This window comes from Arcanobacterium hippocoleae (assembly GCF_031456295.1).
In the GTDB taxonomy this organism is placed as follows: domain Bacteria; phylum Actinomycetota; class Actinomycetes; order Actinomycetales; family Actinomycetaceae; genus Arcanobacterium_A; species Arcanobacterium_A hippocoleae.
On the sequence record NZ_JAVDUJ010000001.1, the window covers coordinates 836,255 to 862,700 of the forward strand.

Below are 26,446 nucleotides of genomic sequence, written 5' to 3' on the forward strand. Positions count from 1 at the left end.
CAAAGCCCTACATCAGCTGCCAGGTTTTGCATTTGGATTTAAGTCTGCAAGGCAGGAAATCCCCAAACGATCCATAGTTTGCGGTAATTTTCGGATAATATCGCGGCAAATATATGGGTCGAGCAGATTTGCCGTACCGATTTGCACCGCGCAAGCTCCTGCATGCATCATCTCGATCACATCTTCAGCAGATTTCACGCCACCGATCCCAACCACTGGAAGATTGACAGCACGACTCACGTCCCAAACCATTCGCAACGCTATTGGGAATATGCCCGGTCCAGATACTCCGCCGGTGCGGTTGGCAAGGATCGGCTTTCCGGTACGCAAATCCAACCGCATCCCGACGAAAGTATTCACCAGACTGAGTGCATCAGCTCCAGCTTCCTGACACGCCAATGCGGTTTCCACCGTATTGCCAGCATTTGGTGCAAGTTTCATGATCACCGGTTTATCCGTCACTTCTTTCACTGCGCGGCAAACTTCAGCTGCTGCTTGCGGATCATCGGCAAAATTTTTTCCACCTTCGTGCACATTAGGGCATGAGATGTTGATTTCCAGCCATCCGACTTGCGCAGCTTGCGATAGTTTCTGTGCTACCGTGCGAAATTCAGCAAGGGAAAATCCAGCCACATTTGCCATTACCGGTTTGTGAAAATACTGCTCCAGATTTGGCAGAGTTTTTTCCAGAACTTCTTCCACCCCCGGATTTGCCAATCCGATCGCATTCAGCATCCCGCCAGGTGCATCAGCTACCCGCGGTTGCGCATTACCTTCACGCGGTTGTGCCGTCGTCCCCTTAAAAGAGAATGTGCCTAGTTCATTGATATCCCACAGCCGGGCAAATTCAGCACCAAAACCAAAAGTACCGGATGCTGGGATAATTGGATTTGCCAGTTTGATCCCGCAAAGTTCTACGGTGAGCCGATCTTTCTCCGTAATCCCAGATTTGCAGCTGCTAATGGTGCCGCTCATGCATGCACCTCCTGTTTTGCGAAATACACATCTTTACTTTCAAATACCGGCCCCTCCAGGCATACGCGTTCCAATCCACGCACAGTGTTTATTGTGCAGCCAAGGCAGGCACCGAATCCGCAACCCATATGCGCTTCCAGGCTTAATTGCACTTTCGGTTTGGGCATGGCTGTTTGCAGCGCAACCGTTGCAGCATGTGCTGCCCATTTCTGGACAACTTGCAACATCCCCAGCGGTCCGCAAGCAAACACATTTTGTGCGTACTGCGGAAGAATGCTCGTCGCATATCCCGGAACTCCAAAGCTACCGTCTTCGGTCGTAACCGTTACCGCAGCTCCCAGCTCTGCAAATTCTGCCGCAAAATAAACCGCGTCAGCACTTCGGAATCCTAAGCAGACTTGTGGCTTTATTCCCCGTGCTACAAGCTCTTTCGCCAGGAGATACAACGGCGGAATCCCCGATCCGCCTCCAATCAAGATGGGCTGAGCACTTTGCTCCGCAACGATCTGTTGCAGATCAAAACCATTGCCAAGCGGACCGAGCAGCGAAATTTCACTCCCGGCAGGCAAATCTCCCAGCGTGATTGTGCCACCACCTACGCGTGCCACAATCACGCTCAATTCCACTGACCCATCAGCATCCCGTCGTAAATCTGCGATCGCGAATGGCCGACGGAGAAAAAATCCAGGGATCGAAAGGTTTACAAATTGCCCTGCCCGGGCATCTGGAAATCTTTCACAGCCGAGCTTAAGCAGAAATATCTGCGAAGTCAGGTCACTGATTTCCAGTATTCTCGCTCGCGTCCGGAGCTCTATTTGGGATTCAACCAGCTGCACTGTTTTCACCGCACTATTTTCTTCGCTCCGCCGCGTGGAGCATCGATCGTAGAGGCTGTTAGTGTGATTTCTTCCAGCACGTCAAGCAGCACTTTCACCGTGTCGAGCGAAGTAAGTAGCGTGACGGAAAACTCAGAAGCTTTCGCACGAATCAGCGCCCCGTCAGAAACTTTGCTTGATTCTTTCAAATCTTGCGTATTGACGATATAGGCAAGGTGCCCGCGCTCAATTTCTTCAATAATTTCTGGTGAACCGTCAGAGATTTTCGCCAACTTGCGTGTACGGATTCCGTTCTCCTTCAAGAAATCGGCAGTACCAGAGGTAGCCGCAATATTGAATCCCAAGTCATAGAATCGGCGGATCAACTGCAGACTGCGCTCTTTATCCTGTTCAGCAATTGTGGCAAGCACAGTTCCATAATTTTGCAATTTCATACCAGCAGCTTGCAACGCCTTATACAAGGCACGATTGAGATCATCATCGTAGCCGATCGCTTCACCCGTAGATTTCATTTCCGGCGAAAGATAAGCATCAAGCCCTTTGATCTTGTTGAAGGAAAACACTGGGGCTTTCACAAATACACGATCACGCTCTTCCGGATAAAGCTCAAAAATCCCTTGTTCTTTCAAGGATTCGCCAAGGATCACCCGGGTTGCAATCGCAGGCAGACCAAATCCGGTCACCTTCGAAAGGAAAGGCACAGTGCGCGAAGAACGCGGATTCACTTCGATAATATAGACGCGTTCCGATTCGTCAACGATGAATTGTACATTGAAGAGTCCTTCGATCCCGATCGCCAGTCCGAGGGCTTTCGTGTACCGCAAAATTTGGCCTTTGATTTGCCCTGACACAGAGAAACTCGGGTAGACCGAGATGGAATCCCCTGAATGCACACCCGTATGCTCAACAAGTTCCATGATGCCAGCTACAAATACATCTTTCCCATCGCAGATCGCATCCACTTCAAGTTCTTTCCCGGCAATATATTTATCGACGAGCACTGGACGATCTTCATCTATTTCAAGCCCCTCATGCAAGTAATGCCGCAGTTGCGCATCATCGCCCACCACTCGCATCGCCCGTCCACCAAGCACGAACGAAGGTCGTACCAACACCGGATAACCGACTTCGTTTGCGATTTTCACTCCGTCTTCCACATTTGTGACGGCTTTCCCAGGAGCTTGCGGAATTCCCAGTTCCGAAAGGAGATGCTCAAATTCATCGCGATCTTCTGCACGATTTATCGCTGCCAATGATGTCCCCAGCAGTTTTACCCCGCGCGCAGCAAGCGGACCAGCAAGATTGATTGCCGTCTGCCCGCCGAGGGAAGTGATCACGCCAATCGGCTGCTCAAAATCAACGATCGCTAATACGTCTTCTACTGTCAATGGCTCAAAATAAAGCTTATCTGCCGTGGTGTAATCAGTGGAAACAGTTTCCGGATTATCGTTGATAATAATTGCTTCATATCCCGCTTCACGAATCGTTTTGATTGCATGTACCGAGGAGTAATCAAACTCGACGCCTTGCCCAATCCGAATTGGCCCAGCTCCGAGCACGATCACTTTCTGCTTCGCAGTGAGTACAGATTCATTCTCACCGCTGTATGAAGAGTAGAAATATGGCACATATGCACCCGCTTTGAGCGTATCCACCATTTTGAAAGCTGGGGTCAGACCGGCTTCTTTACGCTGATTGTAAATCGAGATTTCATCACTGTTCCAGAGCCGCGCGATCACCGAATCAGCAAAGCCAATCATTTTTGCTTCACGCAGCGTGGCAAAATCTCCCTTATTTGCGATCAGCTTTTCTTCCATTGCCACGATTTTTGCAAATGATGCGAGGAAAAGCTCAGTGATCATGGTAATTTCATGGATTCTGGCAATTTCACCGCCGCGACGGATCAATTCGGTAACCGCAAAAATTGTGTCTGAACGGAAATCACGCACATATTCCCAAAGTTCAGCTTCGCTCATTTCAGTAAATTTCGGCATCGCCAGATGATCGACACCAATTTCCAGCGAGCGCACTGATTTCAAAATACATTCTTCAAGATTCGCACCAATCCCCATCACTTCGCCCGTTGCTTTCATCTGCGTACCGAGCAGATTCGGGGCATCAGTGAATTTATCGAAAGGAAAGCGCGGGAATTTTGCAACAAGATAGTCAAGCTCTGGATCTTTCGCCGCATTTGTACCAGCTACCGGGATCTCTGCCAGTTCCATCCCCATTGCAACCTTTGCCGTCACCCGCGCAATCGGATATCCTGAGGCCTTTGAAGCGAGTGCTGACGAACGTGAAACGCGTGGATTAACTTCGATCAGGAAATACTTTGAGGATGCAGGATCAAGCGCAAATTGCACATTGCATCCACCTTCGATTTTCAGTGCCCGAATCAGTTTGAATGCCGCATTTTTCAGCATATTTAGATCGTGTTCACTGAGTGAAAGTGCTGGTGCTACCACTACCGAATCTCCAGTATGCACGCCTACCGGATCAATATTTTCCATTGAGCAGATACAAATCGTTTTATCAGCAGAATCACGCATTACTTCAAATTCGATTTCTTTGAAACCGAGGATCGACTTTTCAATTAATACTTGATGTACTGGCGAGAGCTGCAATGCATTGTGCATCATTTCCGCCAGCTCCTCTGGGTTATGCGCAAAACCGCCGCCGGTGCCGCCAAGAGTGAAAGCTGGACGAAGCACCACTGGATATCCGATATTTTCCGCTGCCACCAGCGCTTCTGCTACTGAGTAAGCAATTTCAGATGCGATCACCGGCTCGCCGATTGATTCACAAAGCTCCTTAAATTCTTCACGGTCTTCTGCACGCTCAATAGATTCAAACGGGGTACCAAGCAATTTCACACCGCACTCTGCCAGGATCCCTTTCTTTTCCAGCTGCATTGCAAGGTTCAAACCCGTTTGCCCGCCAATTCCGGGAACGATCGCATCTGGCCGTTCCATCCGAATAATTTTTGCCACATACTCAAGGGTCAGTGGTTCCATGTAAACGCGATCGGCAATTTGCGAATCCGTCATAATCGTAGCCGGATTGGAATTAACCAGAATCACCCGATAGCCTTCTTCTTTCAGAGCCAGACATGCTTGTGTGCCAGCGTAGTCAAATTCGGCAGCCTGGCCAATCACGATCGGTCCTGAACCGATAATCAGCACAGTTTTCACTTCAGTATTCTTTGGCATGTTTGCTCCTTATATTTGTATTTTTTCTCTTGACGATGTTTTGTTTTACGTTTGATAAATTTTGTGAACGGGCTGCAAAAATTCACTTATTTTTGCCAGATTATGCGGGGATCAAGCAGAAAAGATCGGATCTTGGTAGACCATCGTTCCGTTATGGAATGTAGCGAGGCATTTTCCAAAAACTTTTTGCCCTGCAAAAGGGGTCGCTCGGCCGAGCGAAAGAAAATCTTGCGGATCGATTTCGTATTGTGCATCCAAATCCCAGATCGTGAAGTCATTATCACGCGCAGGAATACCGAATCTATTTCGTCCTACTGTAGAAAATAGTTCGATTGCCCGCTCAAGGCTGATTTTTTCAGTACGCACAAAGTGGGTATAAAAAAGCGGGAAGGATATCTCGACTCCCACTACACCGAATGCTGAATCTCGCAAACCACGCGATTTTTCAGCAGTCGAATGTGGCGCATGGTCGGTGGCGATCATCTCGATTGTGCCGTCAATGAGCGCTGCAATAAGCGCAATCCGGTCTGCCGGTTCACGCAATGGCGGATTCATTTTAAATCTGCCGTCATCGATCAACATTGATTCATCGATCAGTAAGTAATGCATTGCGGTTTCGCATGATACATCAAGCCCTTCTGCACGCGCTTGCCGAATCAAATCCGCAGATTCACCGCATGAAATATGGCACACATGATACTTTGGCATGATCCCGGCTGCTTTGAGTTCACGCAAGAGTTGGATATCGCGCTCAATTTGGCGATATTCAGCAGTTTTTGGAATTCCGATCAGACCGTGTTTTGCAGCATAGGGTCCGTCATTAATACACGAATTTTGCGGGCGTAGCTCGCCATCTTCTGCGTGGACGGCGATTATCGAGCCGGCTTTAGCGAGTTGCTGCAAACCTTTTTGCATCAACGCAGTTCCATCTACCCCGTGTCCATCGTCAGAAAATCCAATTACTTGTGGTGCAAGCTCAGCGATATCAGATAGCTCCACACCAGCTTCATTTTTTGTAAAAGCCGCATACGGGAGCGTCTCAATCAGCGATGAGCGCTTGATCGCTGCTAATTCAAGTTCAAGTGCCGGAAGAGAGTCTGGTACTGGATCGAGATTTGGCATCGCCCCAACGGTAGTAAACCCGCCGCGGGCGCAAGCAGCAGTACCAGTAGCAATTGTTTCTTTGTATGTTTGCCCAGGTTCACGCAAATGCACATGCACATCACAAAATCCGGGGAATACTGCCACATTTTGCGAAATTTTCCCCTGCTCCTGTGCAGCACGTATCTGTTGCAGCAAAACGGAAGCAGCACTTTCGCTGCAAACTGCCGTGCTTGCAAATTGTGCAAGCCGCTGAATTGGTTTCATTTTGTTTCTCCTTCAATACAAATACGCATTTGCGATACACCCCAGATGTCTAAAATTTTTCGCATCATCCCTTCAGCGCGAAAGCTGAAATATTGGCAAATTTGGGTACAAAAAAGCCTTGGCTGAAAAGCCAAGGCGAAAATCGAAAAATTAAATAACGAATTCAATTGATTATCGTTTTTGGAAATCAGAAACTGCAAACGATACATTGACCGCTTTGGAAAATTATCTGCTCCAAGTTTCCAAGAACTCGTTGGGATCCAAGAATCATTGGCAAAAAGCAAAGCCGTAGGCAACTGGCGTGTAATGTTCGAAATAAATTTTCGCAGCGAGGAATACTCCTTCTTTGCCACCAAAGCGAAAAAAGAAATCAGCGAATCAAAACCACAGAAGTTGTGGATCTTTCGCATCGTCTCTCCTTTTACGCACCTAATTCTTTTTGAAATACACACTGCTTGGAATTAAGCTGAAGTAACCATAGCAGTCAAAAATATGGTTCGCAAAATGAGCGCCACATACTGGAAATGAAAACCAAATAATGAGATACCAAAAATTCGATAAAAACAACAAAAGAGACATCCGAACTGGATGCCTCTTTCGATTCGTACACCGCCTGGGACTCGAACCCAGAACCCTCTGATTAAGAGTCAGATGCTCTGCCAGTTGAGCTAGCGGTGCGCAACATGAAGTTACTTTAGTAAACAAGATAAAAATAAGCAAGTCCGATTCGCATTTTTTATTGTGACCTCACCCACTAGCAAGGCTTAAATTTCACCTACCACATTTTTAATGCCTTATTCATTTCCCCAACAATCGAGTCATAAAGCACTGCGCAATGAAATTCTTTGCTTGCACCAAGCCACACAGCTACCGTGCTGCGCACCATTTCCCGAGCTATTGAGAATACCCCAAATCGCGTTTCACTTAACTCTTTGCCGTAGCATACACTTAAAATCATTAATCTTGAATAAAACCCAACTTCTGATTCAGACACAGGTAGGTGCAACGTAACTTGTCCGCTCCAATCGTCACTCTCGCCACAAGTTCTCAATTCCCAAACCTCGACAAAGACGAAGAAAATCTCCCAGACGCTCTGCGTGAACGAGGCATTGAACCACGCATCGCAGTTTGGGATGACCCGAGCGTAAATTGGGATGAAGCAGGGGTGGTAGTAGTCCGCTCAGTACGCGACTATGCCCAAGACCGCGATAACTTCGTAAAGTGGGCACACTCAGTGCCGCGCATCCTTAACTCTGCCGACACTATGACATGGAATACAGATAAACACTATCTGCAAGCCCTCCAAAAGCACGGCCTGCCAACAATCCCGACACTCTGGCTCGAACCCGGGCAGAATCTTACAAAACAGCAAATCCATTCACGCTTTCCCGCTTCCGGAGACTTTGTAGTAAAGCCTGCGATTTCCTCTGGCGGGCGTGGTACTGGACGATACACTGCCACTGATCCACGTTCACGCGGTGAAGCAATCAATCACGCACTACACGAACTGCGGCACGGTCGAACGGTAATGGTGCAGCGATACCTCGACGTGATTGACCGGCAAGGTGAAACATCGCTGATTTACCTCAACGGGCTAGCCTCTTATCAGGTCGAAAAAGAGCCAATGCTTCACCCACGGTTCCGCACAGTAGAAGAAACCAATGTAGTTGACGAAATCACCCATGTAGGTAATGCGTCAGCTGAAACATGGCGCTGGGGCGAGAAGATCCGCTCAGCCCTCCACGCATATATTAAAGAAACTTCCGGGCATGACGAGCTCCTTTTATTCAACCGTGTAGATATCGTACGTGGAGATGAGCACTCCGAATCGGAATTTTACGTGATGGAAATTTCACTGATCGATTCCTCCCTATACCTTTCAGCAAATGACGAACACTTAACTCGTTTTGCCGACGCGATTCAGACCCGTATTTTTTGGTGAGCTAAACAAACCAAATCTCAACAAACCCCCAATTGATGCCGAAAATCAAAACACAGGTGACGCCTTTCACGAGCTTTCTCGAAAAAACGATTAGGCACAGCGTCATAGCTTTTGATATAGTTTCTATTCGTTGCTACTGCATACTGCAGATTGCACAAATATGGTGGCTATAGCTCAGTCGGTAGAGCACCTGGTTGTGGTCCAGGGGGTCGCGGGTTCAAGTCCCGTTAGCCACCCAACTAAATATTAGAAATCGCAACCATCCTGGTTGCGATTTCTAATATTTAAGCTATCCCCGCGTTACAGCAAATCAAATATTGCATTCCTGTCTATTTCCATCCTCTGACGGATCAGCAATTTTTCGAAACTACAAAAGACTCACCGCTAATAGCCGACTATCCGGCATCTGGGCTGGAAGACGTTTAACTCAGATAAACAGTCCCTACTTAAAGAATCCGTACTCTCCAATTTACTGCGATAAACGAGTATGCGCTGCGGCAGCCCGCTTTGCCGTCAAGTCCGCCAAAATTTCTTCAGCTACATCCTTTGCCTCAGCACTCGACGGCCCCTCCCCGTCTGGCATTAACACTCCCCGGTAATAACGCAGCTCGTCAATGGAATCATAAATATCACCAAGCGCACGGTGCCCGCCTGTTTTTTCCGGCGCAGCAAAATAAACTCGCGGATACCAGCGTTTTACCAATTCCTTGATCGACGAAACGTCAATGATCCGATAATGTAGGTAATCAACCAGCTCAGGCATCTGCTTAAGCAAGAAATTCTTATCAGTACCAACAGAATTTCCACCTAGATGCGCTTTCCCCGCTTCTGGCACAAACCGTTTGATATATTCCAAAACCTGCGCCTGCGCCTGCGCTACCGAAAGCCCTTCATCCCATTCGTGAATCAGATTAGTTTTTGTATGCATCTTCCGCACAAAAGGATTCATCTGCGCTACGGCTGCAGCACCTGGGCGAATCACCAAATCCAATCCAGTATCATAAGGGTTCAGCTCTGAATCCGTCACTACTACCGCGATTTCACAAAGCTCATCACGCTCAAGATCCAGACCCGTCATTTCACAATCGATCCAAACAATTGGACTATTCTGCGCAGTAAAATTATTCACTTCTCAAGCATAGCAAACTGCTTCCCCTGATCCTGTATTCGCACAGTTTTGCTTTGAAACACCTCAAGCTGCAGCTGTATCAGCTTTATATGCACACGCAAACAGCTCAGATACTTTGCAATTCACAAACCTAATCTTTGCACAAATGTACATATAAAACCGCTGAACATGGACAGATTCCCATTTCGCGATATTTTCACTATGCATAAAAGGTGTTGTTGTATCTTTTAGATAATCTATTTTACAATTCAAGATGCTGCAGTGATGCAATTATCTTGGCTCATATAGATCATATCTGGCACTCAATGACGAATAAAGATAGTTAGGCAAAATGAAACATCAAATTCTCAACCGGGAAATAATTGCACATCGCGGACTAAATACGCTTGCACCAGAAAATACACTTTCCGCAATTCGCATGACCGCCGATCAGGGCGGAAAATGGTTTGAAACCGATGTGGATATTCTTGGTGACGGCACTCCCGTGATCATCCACGATACCCTGCTCGATCGCACCACAAATAAATCAGGATACTTTTATGATTTATCCATTGAAGATCTACCCAAAATTGATGCCGGTGCGTGGTTCTCGCGCGAATATGCAGGTGAGCCAATGCCAACTCTCAGACAACTCGTCGAGTTAATGAACGAGACTGGCTTAAATGCAAATATTGAACTGAAATCAAACGAGCGCGGAAAAGACACTTCACTCCAATTGATCGAAAATACACTCGCAGAGCTGGAACGTCTCGATCCGGAACGAGAAATCATTATCTCCAGCTTCAACCATCTTCTGCTCCATCACGTACACGAACGCCGTCCAGATATTCCAATTGGCGCGCTCTTTGTAAAAGAAAATCTCTGGCCAGACTGGCGTTCAATCCTTGAACTTGTAGGCGCAAGCTATATTCATCCCGAAAATACTGGACTCACGCAGCAAATGGTGCAAACATTCCGTGCCGCAGGATACGGAGTGAACGTCTGGACAGTAAATAGTAAAGCTCGCGCAAACGAGTTATTCAATTGGGGTGCAACTGGGGTCTTTACAGATATTGCTCACGAATTCTAGGCCTAATCTGAGCTCCTGCCAATAATTATCACGATATTCACTAACCCGTACTAGGCGTTTTTCTTTTGCCTATACATCGGGTGGAATTTTTTGCACACTTTTTCAAACAATCACTACTAGGAAAATAATCATGAATGAAAATCTTGCGACTTCCAAGTCACGTATTCCCTCATTTTTACGGCGCGGCAAAATTGGCGCATTTTTGACGGTGGTACTCACCGGTCAGCTTGTATATGTATCTTTTGAAGCATTTAAGGGCGCCTTGATTCTTCCCCTCACCGAATCTTTGGGAATTGGTATTGACCAATTCGGCATCTTGATGGGCTGGATTGGAATTGCAATGTTCTTTTACGTACCTGCAGGTTGGGTGAATAATCGTTTTACGATTCGCTCAATTCTCATTGCTTTTGCTGGATGGCGTCTTGTAACATTCTTAATCCTCTTCCTCATCCCCAATCTTCCATTCAACGTGATGGTTGCTATCGCCATCAGCTGGGGTATCTGGGATGCAATCGGATGGCCTGCTGTTGTGAATGGGGTTGTGTTTGTATCAGCTGACGATAACAGCAAAGGACGCGGGCTCGCAATGGGGTTGCTTGAAACAATCCGTCGCGGACTTGAAGTAGTGATGAATCTCGTAGTAATCACAGTAATCGGTTTGTTCCCTGCGCAAACTACCATTGTTTTAAAAATCTTTGGTGCGGGATACGCATTGCTGCTTGTGCCGATTGTGATCGCGCTGTTGCGTTTCTTGCCAAAAAATGCAATTGCCGAATCAGTGCAGATTGGCGAAAAAACTGCGGGCAAGAATATGGCGGCATTAGCTGGTTTACTTCAAGTACTTGCAAAGCCTCGCGTCTGGCTTGCCGGTTTAGCTGCAATGTGCATCTACTGGACTTACGTGAATCTGATTTACCTCTCAGCTCCTTATGTAAAACTCGTATTTAACGCATCAGATTCAGTAGCCGGAATCTTCGGTATTTTTAACACTGGGCTTGTGGGCGTATTTGCAGGTTTAGTATCTGGAATTGTTGCTGATTATGTATTCAAATCATCAACCGTCATGCTCGGTGTAGCACTCACGATTACGACGGCAGGAGCATTCTGCGTTTACTGGCTGCCAGCAGACCCCAATATGATGTGGCCAGCAATGGTGCTCTTGATGGTGATGGCAGTAGGGGTATTTATGGGTAAGGCAGTGATTCTGGCACCAATTGCAGAATTGCATCTGCCCGAGCAGATTTCTGGTTCAGCGATGTCTGTAGGTTCTTTTGCCGCCTACGCTTCCGTATTCTGGGCGCACCCAATGACCGCCGGAATCGTAGAGCACTACAAAGATAATCCATATGACGGCTATCAGATTGTACTGTTAATTACAGTTGTAGTAGCTGCTGCCGGTGCTTCCTGCGCATTGATCCTAGCGATTATCAATAGGCGGATGAGCAATCAGAAAATTATTTCCGAAACGGAATTGCCAGCAGCTAAGCAGAGCTAATTACAAAATTAATTTCAAGACATTTTAGCTGGTGTATCTCTAAGAGGAGGTACACCAGCTGCAACTTTATCCAAAATATTGCAAAATCATAGCTATGCTTTTGCATCAACTGTTAATACGTTTTAGCAGCTAAACTTAAAACTATGAACACCCACAACGCTCCTGCCTTAAATCTTGCTCTTGATCATCTTGAAGATGCCCACGGTTTTTCACCTCCTGCCGAGGAAATCGCAGCAGCATTTACCGATTGGGTTGCCAGCACTGGAAAAACGATGTATCCCCACCAATCAGATGCACTACTTGGGATCGTCGCAGGAGATCATGTGATCGTCGCTACCCCCACTGGTTCTGGAAAATCGCTGATTGCGATGCAAGCGCTTTTCACTGCACTGGCGACGGGTGTGACCGCCTACTACACTGCTCCATTAAAAGCCTTAGTATCAGAAAAATTTTTCGAGTTGATTCGATATTTTGGCGCGCACAATGTGGGCATGGTGACGGGAGACTCAGCAATCAACGCAAACGCCCCGATTATTTGTGCAACATCTGAAATTTTGGCAAATATTGCGCTGCGCGAAGGGGAAAATGCAGACTGCGGGATGGTCGTGATGGACGAGTTTCATTTCTATGCAGACCCGCAACGCGGATGGGCCTGGCAAGTACCACTCCTTGAATTACCGCAAGCACAGCAAGTCCTTCTTTCCGCCACGCTCGGCGATACCAGTTGGCTGGAAAAAGACTTACACAAGCGCACCGGACGTAATGTGAGTGTGATCGACGATGCGATCCGCCCCGTGCCTTTACATTATTCCTGGTCAACCAATCCGCTTGGCGAAGTGATTCAGGAACTCGTCACCACGCATCTTGCCCCGGTTTATGTGGTACATTTTGCACAGCGTGAAGCTATTTCTACTGCGCAACAGCTGCTCTCAATGAGCCTGGTTGCAAAAGAACAAAAATTGCAGATTGCAGCAGTCTTAGAAAATTATAAGTTTGGTGCCGGATTCGGGAAAGTGCTCTCGAAGCTTTTACGCAAAGGCATTGGCGTGCATCATGCCGGGTTGTTACCGCGCTATCGCCGACTAGTAGAACGTTTAACACAAGCAGGATTATTAAATGTCATTTGCGGCACGGACACTCTCGGAGTAGGAATCAATGTACCGATTCGCACAGTGCTGATCACGAGTCTCACAAAATTTGACGGAAATAAAATGCGGCACTTAAATGCCCGCGAATTTCATCAAATTGCAGGGCGCGCTGGCAGAGCTGGTTTCGATACCATCGGTTATGTGATTGTGCAGGCCCCTGATCATGAGATCGAAAATGCGCGCCGCATCCGGAATGCTGGCGATGATGCGCAAAAACTGAAACGCGTGCAGAAAGTAAAACCGGAGGAAGGAAAACTCACCTGGTCTGAAAAAACCTTTGAAACTTTGCAGCAGAAAGAACCGGAAACACTAAAATCGCAATTTAGGATCAATCATGCCACGATCCTAAATTTGCTCCAACGCCCAGATCCAGTACGGGCAGCCGTCAGCCTGCTGACTCAAAATCATGAACCAAGCACTGAGCGGAATCTGCTCATTCGGCAGGCAATCGAAATTTACACGTCTTTACGCCGAGCCGAAGTAATTCAGCACGAAAACCGCGATTGGCGCACTGCCCACAAATGTGATGCTTATGGAATGCCTGCATCTTTGCATCCCGCCCAAAATAGCTCCAATTCTGCCGCAGGTTGCTCCAATCACTCAAATTTTGATCCCCAAAACGGAAACCATACGATTCATTTCCGAAAAGATGTGCCGAGTGATTTTGCCCTAAATGCACCACTGTCTCCGTTTGCGCTTTCGGCACTTGATTTGCTTGATCCACTCTCCCCTTCCTACTCCCTGGACGTACTTTCCGTAATTGAAGCAGTACAAGAAGACCCTTTACCGGTATTGATTGCACAGCAAAAAGCTAAGCGCGGAAAAGTAATCAATCGCCTCAAAAATGAAGGCGTAGACTATTATGAGCGGATCCAGATCGTAGATGAAATTTCATATCCGCAGCCGCTTGCTGAATTATTGAAACCAGCTTTAGAAATTTATGCGCAAACGAATCCGTGGGTGCGTTCCCACCAGCTTTCACCCAAATCGATCGTACGGCAGATGGTAGAAGAAGCAATGACATTCACCGAGTTTGTGTCACGCTACGATCTGGCACGCTCCGAAGGAGTGCTACTGCGCTATTTAACTGATACATACCGCGCATTACGTCAGATCCTTCCTCATGATGTGCGCTCTGACGAAATAAATGCAATTATTGATTGGCTCGGAAAACTTGTACGCTCGATTGATTCTTCCTTACTTGACGAATGGGAAGCATTAGCACGCGGAGAAATAAATTCTGGTAGCGATGCAGCCTTTTCCAGTTTTAACGAAAATGAATCTGACGATGGCACCTCAGGCACCGAGCTTGCTTTTGGTGCGAATGCTGACGGAAAAATCAGTTTCTCACGAAATAAACATAAATTGCGTCGTGCGATCCGCAATCAAATGTTCAGTTTTGTGGAAGCAATTGATCGCGATGATCTTGATTATCTCACTGCTGCAGCTAATGTTCACGGCTGGGATTTTAACCGTTGGGCTACAGCGGTAGACCAATATTTTGCTGAATACGATTATCTCGGCACTGATACGGCGGCTCGTTCTGAGAAATATTTCCAAGTATTGGAAGATCCGGCACTTGCGGATTTATTGCAGGCTGGAATTGATGACACTTTGGCGATGGAATTATTGGAGAGTCATGCTACTGGCCGGATCTGGCTGGCGATTCAAGTGCTTGATGACGGAGAAGATGATTTGGCGTGGGCGCTTTGGGCTTATGTAGATCTCGACGCCTCTGATGCGGCTGACGAGCTCATCTTGCAGCTGATCAACTTTGGCCAACGCTAATTCATGCATAAATACAAGTGCTTCGATGCTTCAAATCATGCAAGCGTCGAAAATGGTTTTCCTGATTGATACTGATGGCATCAAATCTATTTCGGCTCCTGGAAAATACAGCAAAGCGTGCACCTCTTTTCAGGCAAGAGGTGCACGCTTCACATCCTTATTTACGCAGTGAAATGCAAGATATTTGCATCATCTTCCACATGGGTCCCGACATAAACTTTGAATTCACCTGCAGGCACTACGAAATCACGAACGCAATCACTCCATACTGATAGCGGATGATTACTTGCAGCTGCATCAATCACAATTTCCACCTCAGTGCTCTCACCAGCAGCCAATTCTACCTTCGAGAACCCAACAAGACGCTTCTTTGGCTCACCTGCACCAGGCAAACCAAGATAGACCTGCACTACTTCCTTCCCTGAAACTTCGCCAGTATTAGTAACGCGAGCTTTCACGATCAGCTTACCTGCACCTCGCAGTTCACCGTTTGCAGCAGTAACAGACGATTCGCAAGCCACATCAGAAATCGCAAATGTGGTATACGACAAACCATAGCCGAATGGGAATGCAGGAGTAATATTTTCATGCTGGAACCAGCGGTACCCCATCATTACACCCTCGGAATAGGTGATCGTATTATAGCCTTCACCAAGATCCACACCTGGGTAACGTTCTTCGTGTTCATGACCAATCCAGTCATTTTCCGTCTTTGGATAAGTGGTCGGAACCTTACCGGAAGGATTCACTGAACCGAAAATCAAATCGCCAACCACATGACCGTCTTCCGCGCCTTGATTCCAAACTTCAAGAATCGTGCTGGCGTCGTCGATCCACGGCATTACCATTGGAGCTGAGGACTTCAAAACCACCACAGTATGCTGGTTTGCTTCCAACAACTGAGCTACCATCTCATTTTGCTGATGTGGCATCACCAGATACGGCATATCCGCACCTTCAGTAGCGATCAAACCAGCCATGATCAGGACGGTATCAGCCTTTCGGGCAGCTGCAACAGCATCCGCAAGATTGCTCAGATCGCGTTCCACGATAAAGCTCTCAACCGTTGCAGTTCCTCCTAAGTCTGCGATCACATCGCGCAAACCTGGTTCCGGATCAACCGTATAGAGCGGATCAACTTTGGAAGATCCGCCTCCGCCTTGGCATGCTTTCCCCGCGAATTTATCTTGCCCAACAATCAAAATCGATCCGGCAGTATTTGGATCAAGTGGCAAAATTTGCTCTGCATTCTTCAACAGCACTGCCATCTCGGCACCGATCTCACGCGAAATCGCACCATGTGCTTGTGCATCGATCGCTACCGGATTATAAACAGTATCAAAATGCCCGAAGCGGAACATTTGCGTATAGCGCCGGATCAGCGCACGATCAATCAGCTCAATTTCGGTAGAAGTATCATTCAGCGCTGCCTTCAGGTTTTTCTCGTTAAACCACTTTGCATCCGGCATTTCATGATCCAAACCAGCATTCAAGGAAGGACCAGCAGAGCGTGCAGACCAGAAATCAGATTGGACATATCCTTCAAATCCCCAGTCCCGACGCAATACGTCATTGAGCAAATAGCGATTTTCAGTTGCGTAAGTACCACGGACGCGATTGTATGCACTCATGATCGCTGCCACTTTGCCGTCCTTAACCACCATCTCAAATGGTAGGAGATACATTTCGCGCAAAGTTTTCTCATCTACTTCCACATTAGTGCGGAAGCGCTCATATTCTTGATCATTTACCGCGAAGTGCTTGGCCATCGCAATAATATTGTGTGACTGAATCGCCTTCGTCACTTCCACACCCATTACGCCACTGAGATACGGATCTTCTGAGAAATACTCAAAATTCCGCCCCGCGGTAGTGGTGCGATGCAAGCATACGCCTGGTCCTTCAAGTACATGCTGACCTAAATCAGAAGTTTCCTGCCCAATAATATCCCCGTATTTATATGCAAGTTCCGGATCAAATGACGCTGCCACACCGATCGTCATCGGCAACGCAGTAGCAGGCGGCGACGGAGTGCCATCCCCCATCCCAACCCCTACTGGACCATTAGTGATCCGGAATCGCGGGATTCCAAGTTCTGGAAGTTCTGGAACATGCCGTTCGATCCGAATTTGCATCGCAAGTTGTGCCATTGCTTCTTCGTCTTCAGGATCAATTTCATTCGAGACGGAATAGATATCGATAGTTTCCATTCCACCGTGGAGCTGGGCAATTTTCTGCTCCAAAGTCATGTTTTCAACTAGCTTTTCAGCGCGCTCACGGTCAGTGAGCGATTCATCCATCCACGGACGTTCAGTTATCGCCACAGGCATTTCCCTTTCTGATTTTTGCAGTGTTACTGCAAACCGCAATTTGCTTCAGTAATTTTGCCGAATCGCAAAATTACCGAACGATATTTGTGCCCATCGAAAATCAAATCTCAAATTACTTCGCAGATTCAAAATCATGGGCGGAAACGATGGCAAGCGCGCCACGCTGCGCTTTGGTCGGTAATCAAATTGTAACAGCTATCACTACTGCGAACATCTGCTATCGAAATTCAAAGTCATTATTTAGCAATTAGCGATTATTGCCTAGTCGCAAACTTTTATCATTACTCCATGAAATACTCGTGAAATTTGTGAACGGCTGCGCCCGAAGACGCAGCCGTTCGTTCATTTTATGATCCGAGACGCTGATTTGCGATCTGTGTTCCTTCTGCCAGTGCTTCCAATTTTGCCCAGGCAATTTGCCGGTGAATCCGCCCGCCCAAACCACAATCTGTGGAGGCAATCAGATTCTCAGCTCCTACCACAGCGGCAAAGCGTTCTAATCTCTCCGCCACAAGCTGTGGATGCTCAACAATATTTGTTGAATGTGAGACTAATCCCGGCACTAATTTCCGCTGCCCTAATTCGCGCTCTTCCCAAATGCGCCATTCATGCGCATGCCGCGGGGATGCCGCTTCAAATGAAAAACTCTTTGCCTTTACCTGCAAACATTGATCTACAATATGCGCAAAATCAATATCAGTAGTATGTGGCCCGTGCCATGAGCCCCAACAAATATGCAGCCGCACTAATTCCGGATCAATTCCGACTAGTGCCTGGTTGATTGCATCAATCCGTAACTGCAACCAAGCCTGAAAATCTTCCACACTCGGTTCTGGATTGATCTGATCCCAAGCTTCAGCCAAATCTGGAGCATCAATCTGCACAATCAAACCGGCATCCGTGATCGCACGATATTCCACAGCCAAAGCGTCCGCCATATCAGAAAGTAATGCTTTTTCATCAGCATAATATTCATTCGGCAAGCGCGCAGCTGAACCGGGAGAAATCGCTGCAATGAACCCTTGCTTTGCTCCCGTCTTTTCCATTGCTGACCGCAACAAACGCACATCGCGCTGCACCAGGTCTTGCCCGGTATAAGTGATCTTATCTGTGATTTTCGGATTTGCTACTTTTGCCCGTCCAGTAAAAATTCCTGATGACGGATCCGTATAAGCCTCGTTGAAGCGCGCACGGTCGCGTCGATCTGGAAACGAAGTCAAACGAATATTTCCTGGGGTCGAACGCACACGCTCCGGGTTTGCCCAACGATCAACATCCGTCATTGTCAAACCACCGATCCGGTAAAAAGAGTAATTCCACCAGGCGCCATAATCTACTGCGCCAGAGGTAGCATGCCCGTATTCGCCGTCATTGACGATATCGATTCCGAGCTCCACTTGCTTGCGCACCACATCTTCCACTGCGGTAGTTAAAATCGAATCAAGTTCACCCATCTCCATCTCACCTGCAGCCACGCGATTATTTGCAGTGAGCAACGCCTCGGGACGCGGAAGCGAACCTACGTGAGTGATTTGAATTGGTGAATTCATGATTTCTCCCAAATTGTCAAGATTTTCTTTGGATCATCGATATCGCAATAATATCGACGGCGTAATCTTTCAGCAATGAATCATTACGCATTTTCACTTTAGCAGCGAAAATCCATCTGACCTGCGCTGTCTTACGCACTAAGACACCTTATTTATTGCAAATAAATCGGTTAGCGCGATTTTTTAGTGCTTCGCAGACGATCCAGCAACTCTAATTTTCTCGCGCATCATTGCCCAGATATTCTCCTGCACGCAGTGATAAAGTTGCGAGAGTGATTGACATTGTTGGAAATATAGAATCTGTACGTGCGCGAATTGCGCAAGCCGAAGCTGCTGCCGGGCGCGAAATTGGCACAGTAAAACTAATGCTTGCCGCAAAATATCAACCCATTGAAAACCTGATCACTGCGATGCAAGCTGGTGCACGTTTCTTTGGGCATAATTTGGTGCCACAATTGGTTGCTGCCGAGTGTGGTTTACAGCAATCTGCCCAGAACGCATTAAATTTCGGCATCGGCACATCAGGTTCACTCGATTTTTCACACACGACTACAGTTATCGGCCATGTTCAGTCGAATAAATTGCGCCATGCAATGCAGTATGCGCAGCGTATCGATACTGTAGATACTTTTAAGCTTGCCGCACAAATCAACCGGCGGCAAGCAGCTCGAATCAGCGCTGGCGAAGTAACTACACAATCGCAGTACCCCATTCTACTGCAAGTAAACTCATCCGGAGCGCTCACGCAGCATGGCTGTAATCCAGCGCAGCTGCTCGAATTAGCGCACCAAATCTGCAAACTCCCGCATGTGCAGATTGCAGGACTGATGACGATTGGCGCAAATTCAGCTGATCCGCAGCTAGTTGCCCAGTCATTTGCGTGTGTGCACGAACTGAGCAGAGAACTGCAGCAGATCCCCGAATGCGCCAATGCAAAAACCCTTTCGATGGGCATGACGGGCGATCTAGAACTGGCAATTGCCCACGGCAGCACTGAGGTGCGTATTGGCACGGCGATTTTCGGTGCGCGCCCGATGAAATAATCGCACCTGATGAAATAATTCGGCAGCAATTACCGGTGGCAAGTTTTCAGGGGTGGGGTGATGGATAAATCCATCACCCCACCCCTGCTAAAGCCGAATACAATAGCGATTCGCCGATTAAACAGCACTCATAATAATCAGCGTAAACTTGAAAAATGCAAAATCCTGATGTGTTAGAAAGTCAGCAGACCACGAGCACGAAATACTTCGCGAACTTGCTCAGTTGCTTCTTTTGACGGCGGCTCAACTGCTTCAAGCTGGTATTCAAGCCCAAGATTATCCCATTTATCTCGGGCCATTTGATGAAATGGAAGCACTTCTACACGCTCCACGCTCTTCCATTTCGCTACGATATCAGCTACAGCCTCCACATTTTCTGGAGCATCCGTCCAACCTGGTACCAACACAAAACGAACCCATATTGGTTTTCCCGCATCAGACAAGCGTTTCCCGAAGCGGAGTGTCGGCTCTAGCTCACGATCTGTAGTTCGTTTATATGTTTCTGAAATTCCGCTTTTTACGTCTAACAGTACCAAGTCGAGATTTTCCATCATCTCATCGGTGAGTGCAGCACCCAAAAAACCGGAAGTGTCGATCGCTGTATGTATCCCAAGCTTTTTACACTCACGCAACAAATGAGCAAGAAAAGCCGGTTGAAACAAAGGTTCTCCACCAGAAAAAGTCACGCCTCCACCGGAAGTGCGAAAAACAGCACGATATCGCTTGATTTTTTTCAGTAACGCTTCAGCTGTCACAGCAGTCCCGTCACGCATTTGGAGTGTGTCAGGATTATGGCAATAAACGCAACGTAGTGGACAACCTGAAAAGAAGGTCGTCATCCGAGTACCTGGACCATCGACAGCAGTAACGAGTTCCCAAGAATGGATTGAACCGACTTCGCCCGCACGCACAGCTTTCAAATGTTCACTACGACCAAGATCTTCTGCCGGTTCAATACCGTCAATCCCTGCCCCATCGAGACGTGGCACTTCAATTTCAGAAGGTTCAGGACGATATTCACCGGTAGATCCTTCTGAAGAAAATCGAATCGGCACCTTACTCATTACGTCTAACTCCAGACTTTGCCTAGACTATTTGCAAATCAAATGGGTAGTGCGGCGGCAAGGATGCCGCCGCACTACAAGGATCTTTAGTTTAATCATCTTTGCTCACGCCAACTCAGATCAGAAAAGCGCCAGAGCGAAAGAAATTAAACCAACAGCTTACATTCCCTGGTGGAAAGTACGAGAAATCACGTCAAGCTGCTGTTCGCGGGTGAGGCGAACGAAGTTCACAGCATAACCGGAAACACGTACCGTCAGCTGTGGGTACTTTTCTGGATGTTCCATTGCATCTTCAAGAGTTTCGCGATTCAAAACATTGATATTTGCATGGTAAAGACCCTTTGTACCGTCTTTCTCCACACGTGCAGCCTTCATTGAAGCTTCGCGCTCTGCGTATGTCATTGCCATTTTCTTACTCCGTTTTCTGCTTCCCTGCTGGGAAACTTTTGCTTCGTAGTGGCTTTCACTTTGAAGCTTTGGTTGATTCTGTTTTGGTTCGGTTCAATTTCATGGTTGCTCCAGAATTTATCCGAAACCGGAGCAACCACTTTATTCAGCTTTAGTTTTCCGGGACGAAACCTGCATCCATAATGCCCACCAGATTTGTGATCTGCTCGTCAAGGTTGCGACCAAGCGAAGAAGGCACGATCGTGTTCGTCAGCGAAATACCGTCGAGTGCATCGTCGTAATCAAGCTTTCCAACTGAAAGCATTGAAGCCAACATTCCGTGAGTATCTGCACCATTTTCCGGATTTGCGCCAGGCGCAAACGGGGTACCTGCCTGATGCCCTGACGGGAATGAGCCGGTAGCCTTTCCATACACCACATTGGAGGTAATGGTCAGCACAGATTGCGTTGGAATAGCATCACGATACATTGGAATTTGACGGATCTTAGCCATCACGGTATGCACGATCGTGGCAGCGATATCGTCTGCACGGTCATCATCGTTACCGTAGCGCGGGAATTCGCCCTCAGTCTTGTAATCAACTACAAGGCCGGTTTCATCACGGATCGGAGTAACGGTTGCATACTTGATCGCGGAAAGTGAATCAGCCACGATCGAAAGCCCTGCGATACCACACCCCATGGTGCGCAAGATTTCTGAATCATGCAATGCCATCTCGATTGCTTCATAAGCATAACGATCATGGCAATAGTGGATGATATTGAGAGCTTCCACATAGGTGCCAACCACCCAGTCAAGCATCTCTTCATACTTTTCCCAAACTTCATCAAAATCAAGTGGGCCATCGCCTTCGAGCGGAGTAAAACCGCTTACGATCTGCTTGCCAGAAACTTCATCACGGCCACCATTGATCGCGTATAGGAGTGCCTTTGCGGTATTCACGCGTGCACCGAAGAATTGCATCTGCTTGCCAACACGCATTGGCGAAACACAGCAAGCAATGGCTGCATCGTCACCCCAGTGGCAGCGGATCTGATCATCAGCTTCGTATTGTACAGAGGACGTAAGAATCGAAATTTCTGCACAGAAACGCTTGTATCCGTCAGGCAAATCTTCGTTCCAGAAAATTGTGATATTTGGTTCAGGAGCAGGACCAAGGTTCCGCAAGGTCTGCAATAGCCGGAAGGAGGTCTTCGTTACAAGCGTCCGACCGTCTTCGCCCATACCGCCATCTGACCAGGTAGCCCAATATGGATCGCCAGAGAAAATTTGATCGTAATCAATCGTGCGCAAGAACCGGACAATACGCAGTTTAATCACGAGCGCATCAATAATTTCCTGGGCTTCTTCTTCAGTGATTACACCATTGCGCAAATCACGTTCAAAGTAGCAGTCAAAAAAGCCGGAAAGCCGACCAAAGCTCATCGCTGCACCATCTTGGCTCTTTACTGAACCGAGATATGCGAAATAGGTCCACTGCACTGCTTCTTTTGCGGTGGTAGCTGGCTGCGAAATATCAAAACCATAGCTCTCCGCCATCTTCTTCAGCTTTAGCAATGCCTTGATTTGCTCTGAATGCTCTTCACGGTAACGTGCCCAATGCTCAGAGAAAGGCTGATCAGCAACCGCATCCTTTGCAGCCTGCTTTTCCTGAATCAGATAATCCACACCATAAAGCGCTACACGACGGTAATCACCAATGATTCGTCCGCGACCATACGCATCTGGCAGACCAGTAATAATATGCGAAGAACGCGCAGCACGGATGCGTGGAGTGTAAATATCAAAGACAGCATCGTTATGCGTCTTGCGATATTGCGTGAAGATTTTTTCAACCTCAGAATTTACTTCTTTGCCAGCTTCCTTGATTGCCTGCTTCACCATGCGCCAACCACCGTTTGGCATCATTGCGCGCTTCAATGGTACGTCTGTTTGAAGACCAACCACTACATCATCATCTTCAGAAATATATCCAGGACCAAATGCGTCAACATCGGCTGGAATTTCTGTATCGACATCGTAGACACGCTGCTTCCGCTCTACGGAAAGATATTCCTCATCAAGCGTCTTCCAAAGATTCAGCGTCTTTTCGGTAGCGCCTGCAAGGAAAGAATCATCGCCTTCATACGGGGTGTAATTCTTCTGGATAAAATCACGCACATCAATTGCGTTTTTCCAAGCTTCACCCTTAAAACCTGCCCAACCGGCAAATTCTTGGGGAGCATCGGTAGCTGCTGTGTTAGCCACGAGCATCGCTCCTTAATATCATCTGTGAAATCGTCATCGAATGTTCTTCGAATCTGTATTAAACCAACACACCACCGCTACACGCGGTGGCAAACTTCGATCGAAACCAGAGCAAGCCACCACAGCGACAGCGTATTAATTCGATTGATTCCATTCTATAAAAATGCTCCACTTAACGCAGGCAATCCGACGCAACTCACATCTTGAGATTCGCTTGATTTAGCCAATACTCGTCAGGTATTGAGAGCCATCACACAGCACCAAGGGCTTTTGCCCCAGACGCCTGCATCTCCAAATAGTGCAAAATCCACGATCTGCAGCTACTTTGCCGCCAAAACGCAACCTTTCCCGAATACAGATCTCACCACAGCTGCACTTGCAGCAAAGTTCGCTCAGCGATCAGATCCTGCAAGCTGATACAACCAACCAAAACGATCTGGCTGCTTCCCTGTCTGAATCGCTGTGATCTCATCGTGAATCCGCCTGGTCAATTCCCCACTCGGCACTTCTACCGAAAAGTCTGTGCCCGTCAAAGAACCAATTGGGGTCACCACGGCAGCCGTCCCACAAGCAAACATCTCCACTACTTCTCCAGCCGAAATCTGCGCAAGTAACTGTGTTAAAGCGATCCGCTCCTCACGCACCTCTACCCCTATATCAGTAAGCAGTTCAATAATTGAAGCTCGCGTACCACCCGGAAGGATATTCCCCGTCAGCTCCGGTGTAGCTACGCTTCCATCAGCTTTCACCACAAATACGTTCATCCCGCCTAGTTCATCAAGATAAGTATTTGTAGCTGCATCCATGAAAAGCACTTCGTCATAACCATTTTCATGGGCAACCACCTTCGGCAAGAGCGATGCAGCGTAATTGCCGCCAGTTTTCACATTTCCCATGCCGCCCGGTCCAGCACGATGATATTCGCGATCAACCCACACGTTGATTGGCTCAAAACCGTTCTTAAAGTAAGGGCCTGACGGAGATGCGATCACAAGATAATCGTAGCGTTTCGCCGCCCGCACCCCGAGGAACGCTTCCGTCGCAATAATAAATGGACGTAAATACAGTGAAGCGCCCGCACCTTCCGGAACCCATTTTTGATCCGCACGAATCAACCCGACTAAGGAAGCTAAGAAATCTTCCACTGGTAATTCTGGAATCGCCAAGCGCCGATTCGACATATTTAATCGCGCAGCGTTATACGCAGGACGGAAAGTCCAGACCGAGCCGTCAGCATGCCGGTATGCCTTGATTCCCTCAAACACCTCTTGCCCATAGTGCAATACAGCAGCAGCCGGATCCAGCGAAAGCGGAGCATACTGGGTAATCTCTTTTTGCGCCCAGCCTTCCTCCACCGTCCACACAGCCCGCGCCATATGATCAGTAAAATCTACCCCAAATGCCAAATCCCGCATGATCCGTTCATATTCTGCCGCCGATTTTAATTTCGCAGTATCGTCACGGCGGAAGATATCAGCTATTTCAGAAGCAGCAGGCAAAGGTGCACCAGCGAGTTTTTCGAGTTCTGTAAGATGACGTACCATACTTGATCCTTTTCGCGGAGTTAAAATCAAATCTTATATTTTTACACTATCAATTGCGACACGTAAATTTTAGCTGCCAATGGCAAAGCGCGCTATTGACCGCAATTTTTAGCTCCCGTCAAAGATGCGATCGCAGTGCCAATTTCGCTCGTAGCACGGTTTAGTTTTCCACCTGTTTGCTCCACCTCTGCCCGCACCCGCAGATCCTGCTCCACAGCATCTTCCACGCATTTCGCAAGATCCGGGAAACCAAGGAAATCAAACATTAAAGCTACGGAAAGAATTGCAGCCGTAGGATCTGCAAGCTGCTTCCCGGCAATATCGGGAGCTGATCCATGCACCGGCTCAAACATCGAAGGATATTTGCGCGTAGGGTTCAAATTGGCGGAAGCCGCTAAACCGATCCCGCCTGTGATTGCGCCAGCTTCGTCGGTGAGGATATCTCCAAAAAGGTTGTCCGTCACGATCACATCGAATCGCTGCGGATCGGTGACGAGATGGATCGTTGCCGCATCAACATGCAAGTATTCAGTTTCCACTGCAGAAAATTCTTGACCGATCCGCTCTACAGTGCGCCGCCACAAATGCCCTGCATGCACAAGCACATTGTGTTTATGCACTAAAGTAAGTTTCTGGCGCCGAGCCATCGCCTGCTCAAATGCAAAACGCACCACTCGCTCCACTCCGTATGCAGTATTTACCGATACTTCGGTTGCGATCTCCTGCGGAGTATCGAGACGGATCACCCCTCCATTTCCACAATAAAGCCCTTCCGTACCTTCTCGCACCACCACGAAATCAGTACCTTGTGGATTGACTAACGGCGAGAATACACCATCGTAGTATTTTGCCGGACGCAGATTCACGTAATGGTCAAAATCGAAACGGAGTTTTAGCAGCAAACCGCGTTCAAGCAATCCGGAAGGCAAAGCTGGATCCCCAACTGCGCCGAGTAAAATCGCATCCATCTCTTTGAGCTGGGCGTACTCTGATTCAGGCAATACTTCGCCAGTCTTTAAATAGCGCTGCGCACCAAAATCAAAATGCTGTAGCCGAAAAACCGTCTCGGTATGCGCAGTAACTTTCTGAAACACTTTCAATGCTTCGGAAATTACTTCCGGACCGATCCCGTCCCCTGGAATTACTCCGATTTTGATTTCTTTCACACCGGTATCGTGATTATTTCCCGTCACACTTTTCTCTACCATGCAATAATTCTAACGAGACTTCAGAATTTGAGATACCCTCTTCCAGATACTGATCACAATTCTTTATCAGGAGCCTATTCAACGTTGATCTC

General features: G+C 47.6%; 19 protein-coding genes and 2 tRNA genes. 6 read left to right on the top strand and 15 right to left on the bottom strand.

Annotated elements, in window-relative coordinates; translation table 11 throughout:
- Positions 1-12 precede the first annotated feature (12 nt).
- From J2S36_RS03550 to J2S36_RS03575, 6 genes are all read right to left on the bottom strand, one after another.
- The gene (locus J2S36_RS03550) at positions 13-975 is read right to left on the bottom strand and encodes a dihydroorotate dehydrogenase (RefSeq protein WP_309955639.1); all 963 of its coding nucleotides are present in this window, start codon (positions 973-975) and stop codon (positions 13-15) included.
- Entirely contained in the window at positions 972-1,820 is an 849-nt protein-coding gene (locus J2S36_RS03555) for a dihydroorotate dehydrogenase electron transfer subunit (protein WP_309955641.1), read from the bottom strand. The genes J2S36_RS03550 and J2S36_RS03555 overlap by 4 nt, the downstream gene beginning before the upstream one ends.
- Complete coding sequence (gene carB, locus J2S36_RS03560; protein WP_309955644.1) at positions 1,817-5,020, bottom strand: carbamoyl-phosphate synthase large subunit; 3,204 nt, start codon at positions 5,018-5,020, stop codon at positions 1,817-1,819. The genes J2S36_RS03555 and carB overlap by 4 nt, the downstream gene beginning before the upstream one ends.
- Before the next feature lie 111 nt (positions 5,021-5,131).
- Entirely contained in the window at positions 5,132-6,388 is a 1,257-nt protein-coding gene (locus J2S36_RS03565) for a dihydroorotase (protein WP_309955646.1), read from the bottom strand.
- Between the two features lie 605 nt (positions 6,389-6,993).
- Positions 6,994-7,066: transfer RNA gene (locus J2S36_RS03570), tRNA-Lys, on the bottom strand.
- A gap of 97 nt (positions 7,067-7,163) precedes the next feature.
- Positions 7,164-7,382: a hypothetical protein gene (locus tag J2S36_RS03575; protein WP_309955647.1), complete on the bottom strand. Its 219-nt coding sequence runs from the start codon at positions 7,380-7,382 to the stop codon at positions 7,164-7,166.
- Between the two features lie 18 nt (positions 7,383-7,400).
- Here J2S36_RS03575 and J2S36_RS03580 point away from each other — a divergent pair, with 18 nt between their 5' ends.
- A complete protein-coding gene (locus tag J2S36_RS03580; RefSeq protein WP_309957473.1) occupies positions 7,401-8,330 on the top strand; it encodes an ATP-grasp domain-containing protein in 930 nt (309 codons plus the stop codon).
- A 163-nt stretch (positions 8,331-8,493) separates the two neighbouring features.
- Positions 8,494-8,566 (top strand) — tRNA-His (locus J2S36_RS03585).
- Positions 8,567-8,799: 233 nt separating this feature from the next.
- On the opposite strand, the gene orn is transcribed toward J2S36_RS03585, so the two are convergent.
- The gene (gene orn, locus J2S36_RS03590) at positions 8,800-9,459 is read right to left on the bottom strand and encodes an oligoribonuclease (protein ID WP_309955649.1); all 660 of its coding nucleotides are present in this window, start codon (positions 9,457-9,459) and stop codon (positions 8,800-8,802) included.
- Between the two features lie 331 nt (positions 9,460-9,790).
- Here orn and J2S36_RS03595 point away from each other — a divergent pair, with 331 nt between their 5' ends.
- From J2S36_RS03595 to J2S36_RS03605, 3 genes are all read left to right on the top strand, one after another.
- The gene (locus J2S36_RS03595; RefSeq protein WP_309955651.1) at positions 9,791-10,528 is read left to right on the top strand and encodes a glycerophosphodiester phosphodiesterase family protein; all 738 of its coding nucleotides are present in this window, start codon (positions 9,791-9,793) and stop codon (positions 10,526-10,528) included.
- Between the two features lie 130 nt (positions 10,529-10,658).
- Complete coding sequence (locus J2S36_RS03600; RefSeq protein WP_309955653.1) at positions 10,659-12,023, top strand: MFS transporter; 1,365 nt, start codon at positions 10,659-10,661, stop codon at positions 12,021-12,023.
- 143 nt (positions 12,024-12,166) lie between these two features.
- Entirely contained in the window at positions 12,167-14,959 is a 2,793-nt protein-coding gene (locus J2S36_RS03605) for a DEAD/DEAH box helicase (RefSeq protein ID WP_309955655.1), read from the top strand.
- A 161-nt stretch (positions 14,960-15,120) separates the two neighbouring features.
- Here J2S36_RS03605 and J2S36_RS03610 read toward each other — a convergent pair whose 3' ends face one another.
- The 3 genes from J2S36_RS03610 to J2S36_RS03620 all read right to left on the bottom strand — a co-directional run bounded on the left by J2S36_RS03610 (position 15,121) and on the right by J2S36_RS03620 (position 18,978).
- Entirely contained in the window at positions 15,121-17,283 is a 2,163-nt protein-coding gene (locus J2S36_RS03610; RefSeq protein ID WP_309955657.1) for a beta-glucosidase family protein, read from the bottom strand.
- Between the two features lie 353 nt (positions 17,284-17,636).
- The gene (locus J2S36_RS03615; protein WP_309955659.1) at positions 17,637-18,839 is read right to left on the bottom strand and encodes a cobalamin-independent methionine synthase II family protein; all 1,203 of its coding nucleotides are present in this window, start codon (positions 18,837-18,839) and stop codon (positions 17,637-17,639) included.
- A gap of 16 nt (positions 18,840-18,855) precedes the next feature.
- Positions 18,856-18,978: a hypothetical protein gene (locus J2S36_RS03620; RefSeq protein ID WP_309955661.1), complete on the bottom strand. Its 123-nt coding sequence runs from the start codon at positions 18,976-18,978 to the stop codon at positions 18,856-18,858.
- 133 nt (positions 18,979-19,111) lie between these two features.
- On the opposite strand from J2S36_RS03620, the gene J2S36_RS03625 reads away from it, so the two are divergent.
- A complete protein-coding gene (locus tag J2S36_RS03625) occupies positions 19,112-19,882 on the top strand; it encodes a YggS family pyridoxal phosphate-dependent enzyme (protein WP_309955664.1) in 771 nt (256 codons plus the stop codon).
- Positions 19,883-20,055: 173 nt separating this feature from the next.
- Here the strand turns inward: J2S36_RS03625 and pflA are convergent, their stop codons facing one another.
- The 5 genes from pflA to J2S36_RS03650 form a co-directional block, all read right to left on the bottom strand.
- Positions 20,056-20,946 carry a pyruvate formate-lyase-activating protein gene (pflA, locus tag J2S36_RS03630; protein WP_309955666.1) on the bottom strand — a complete coding sequence of 297 codons (891 nt, stop codon included), beginning with the start codon at positions 20,944-20,946 and terminating at the stop codon, positions 20,056-20,058.
- A gap of 159 nt (positions 20,947-21,105) precedes the next feature.
- Positions 21,106-21,354 carry an autonomous glycyl radical cofactor GrcA2 gene (gene grcA2, locus J2S36_RS03635; RefSeq protein ID WP_309955668.1) on the bottom strand — a complete coding sequence of 83 codons (249 nt, stop codon included), beginning with the start codon at positions 21,352-21,354 and terminating at the stop codon, positions 21,106-21,108.
- A 151-nt stretch (positions 21,355-21,505) separates the two neighbouring features.
- Complete coding sequence (gene pflB, locus J2S36_RS03640) at positions 21,506-23,602, bottom strand: formate C-acetyltransferase (RefSeq protein ID WP_309955670.1); 2,097 nt, start codon at positions 23,600-23,602, stop codon at positions 21,506-21,508.
- A gap of 392 nt (positions 23,603-23,994) precedes the next feature.
- A complete protein-coding gene (locus J2S36_RS03645) occupies positions 23,995-25,146 on the bottom strand; it encodes a branched-chain amino acid aminotransferase (RefSeq protein ID WP_309955672.1) in 1,152 nt (383 codons plus the stop codon).
- Between the two features lie 92 nt (positions 25,147-25,238).
- The gene (locus tag J2S36_RS03650; RefSeq protein ID WP_309955674.1) at positions 25,239-26,354 is read right to left on the bottom strand and encodes a 3-isopropylmalate dehydrogenase; all 1,116 of its coding nucleotides are present in this window, start codon (positions 26,352-26,354) and stop codon (positions 25,239-25,241) included.
- Positions 26,355-26,446 lie beyond the last annotated feature (92 nt).

Bases quoted from the DNA above. Each gene is read 5' to 3' on its own strand.
- J2S36_RS03550 (WP_309955639.1), bottom strand. From the start codon at position 975: ATGAGCGGCACCATTAGCAGCTGCAAATCTGGGATTACGGAGAAAGAT.
- carB (WP_309955644.1), bottom strand. From the start codon at position 5,020: ATGCCAAAGAATACTGAAGTGAAAACTGTGCTGATTATCGGTTCAGGA.
- J2S36_RS03565 (WP_309955646.1), bottom strand. From the start codon at position 6,388: ATGAAACCAATTCAGCGGCTTGCACAATTTGCAAGCACGGCAGTTTGC.
- J2S36_RS03595 (WP_309955651.1), top strand. From the start codon at position 9,791: ATGAAACATCAAATTCTCAACCGGGAAATAATTGCACATCGCGGACTA.
- J2S36_RS03600 (WP_309955653.1), top strand. From the start codon at position 10,659: ATGAATGAAAATCTTGCGACTTCCAAGTCACGTATTCCCTCATTTTTA.
- J2S36_RS03605 (WP_309955655.1), top strand. From the start codon at position 12,167: ATGAACACCCACAACGCTCCTGCCTTAAATCTTGCTCTTGATCATCTT.
- J2S36_RS03615 (WP_309955659.1), bottom strand. From the start codon at position 18,839: ATGAATTCACCAATTCAAATCACTCACGTAGGTTCGCTTCCGCGTCCC.
- pflA (WP_309955666.1), bottom strand. From the start codon at position 20,946: ATGAGTAAGGTGCCGATTCGATTTTCTTCAGAAGGATCTACCGGTGAA.
- grcA2 (WP_309955668.1), bottom strand. From the start codon at position 21,354: ATGGCAATGACATACGCAGAGCGCGAAGCTTCAATGAAGGCTGCACGT.
- J2S36_RS03645 (WP_309955672.1), bottom strand. From the start codon at position 25,146: ATGGTACGTCATCTTACAGAACTCGAAAAACTCGCTGGTGCACCTTTG.
- J2S36_RS03650 (WP_309955674.1), bottom strand. From the start codon at position 26,354: ATGGTAGAGAAAAGTGTGACGGGAAATAATCACGATACCGGTGTGAAA.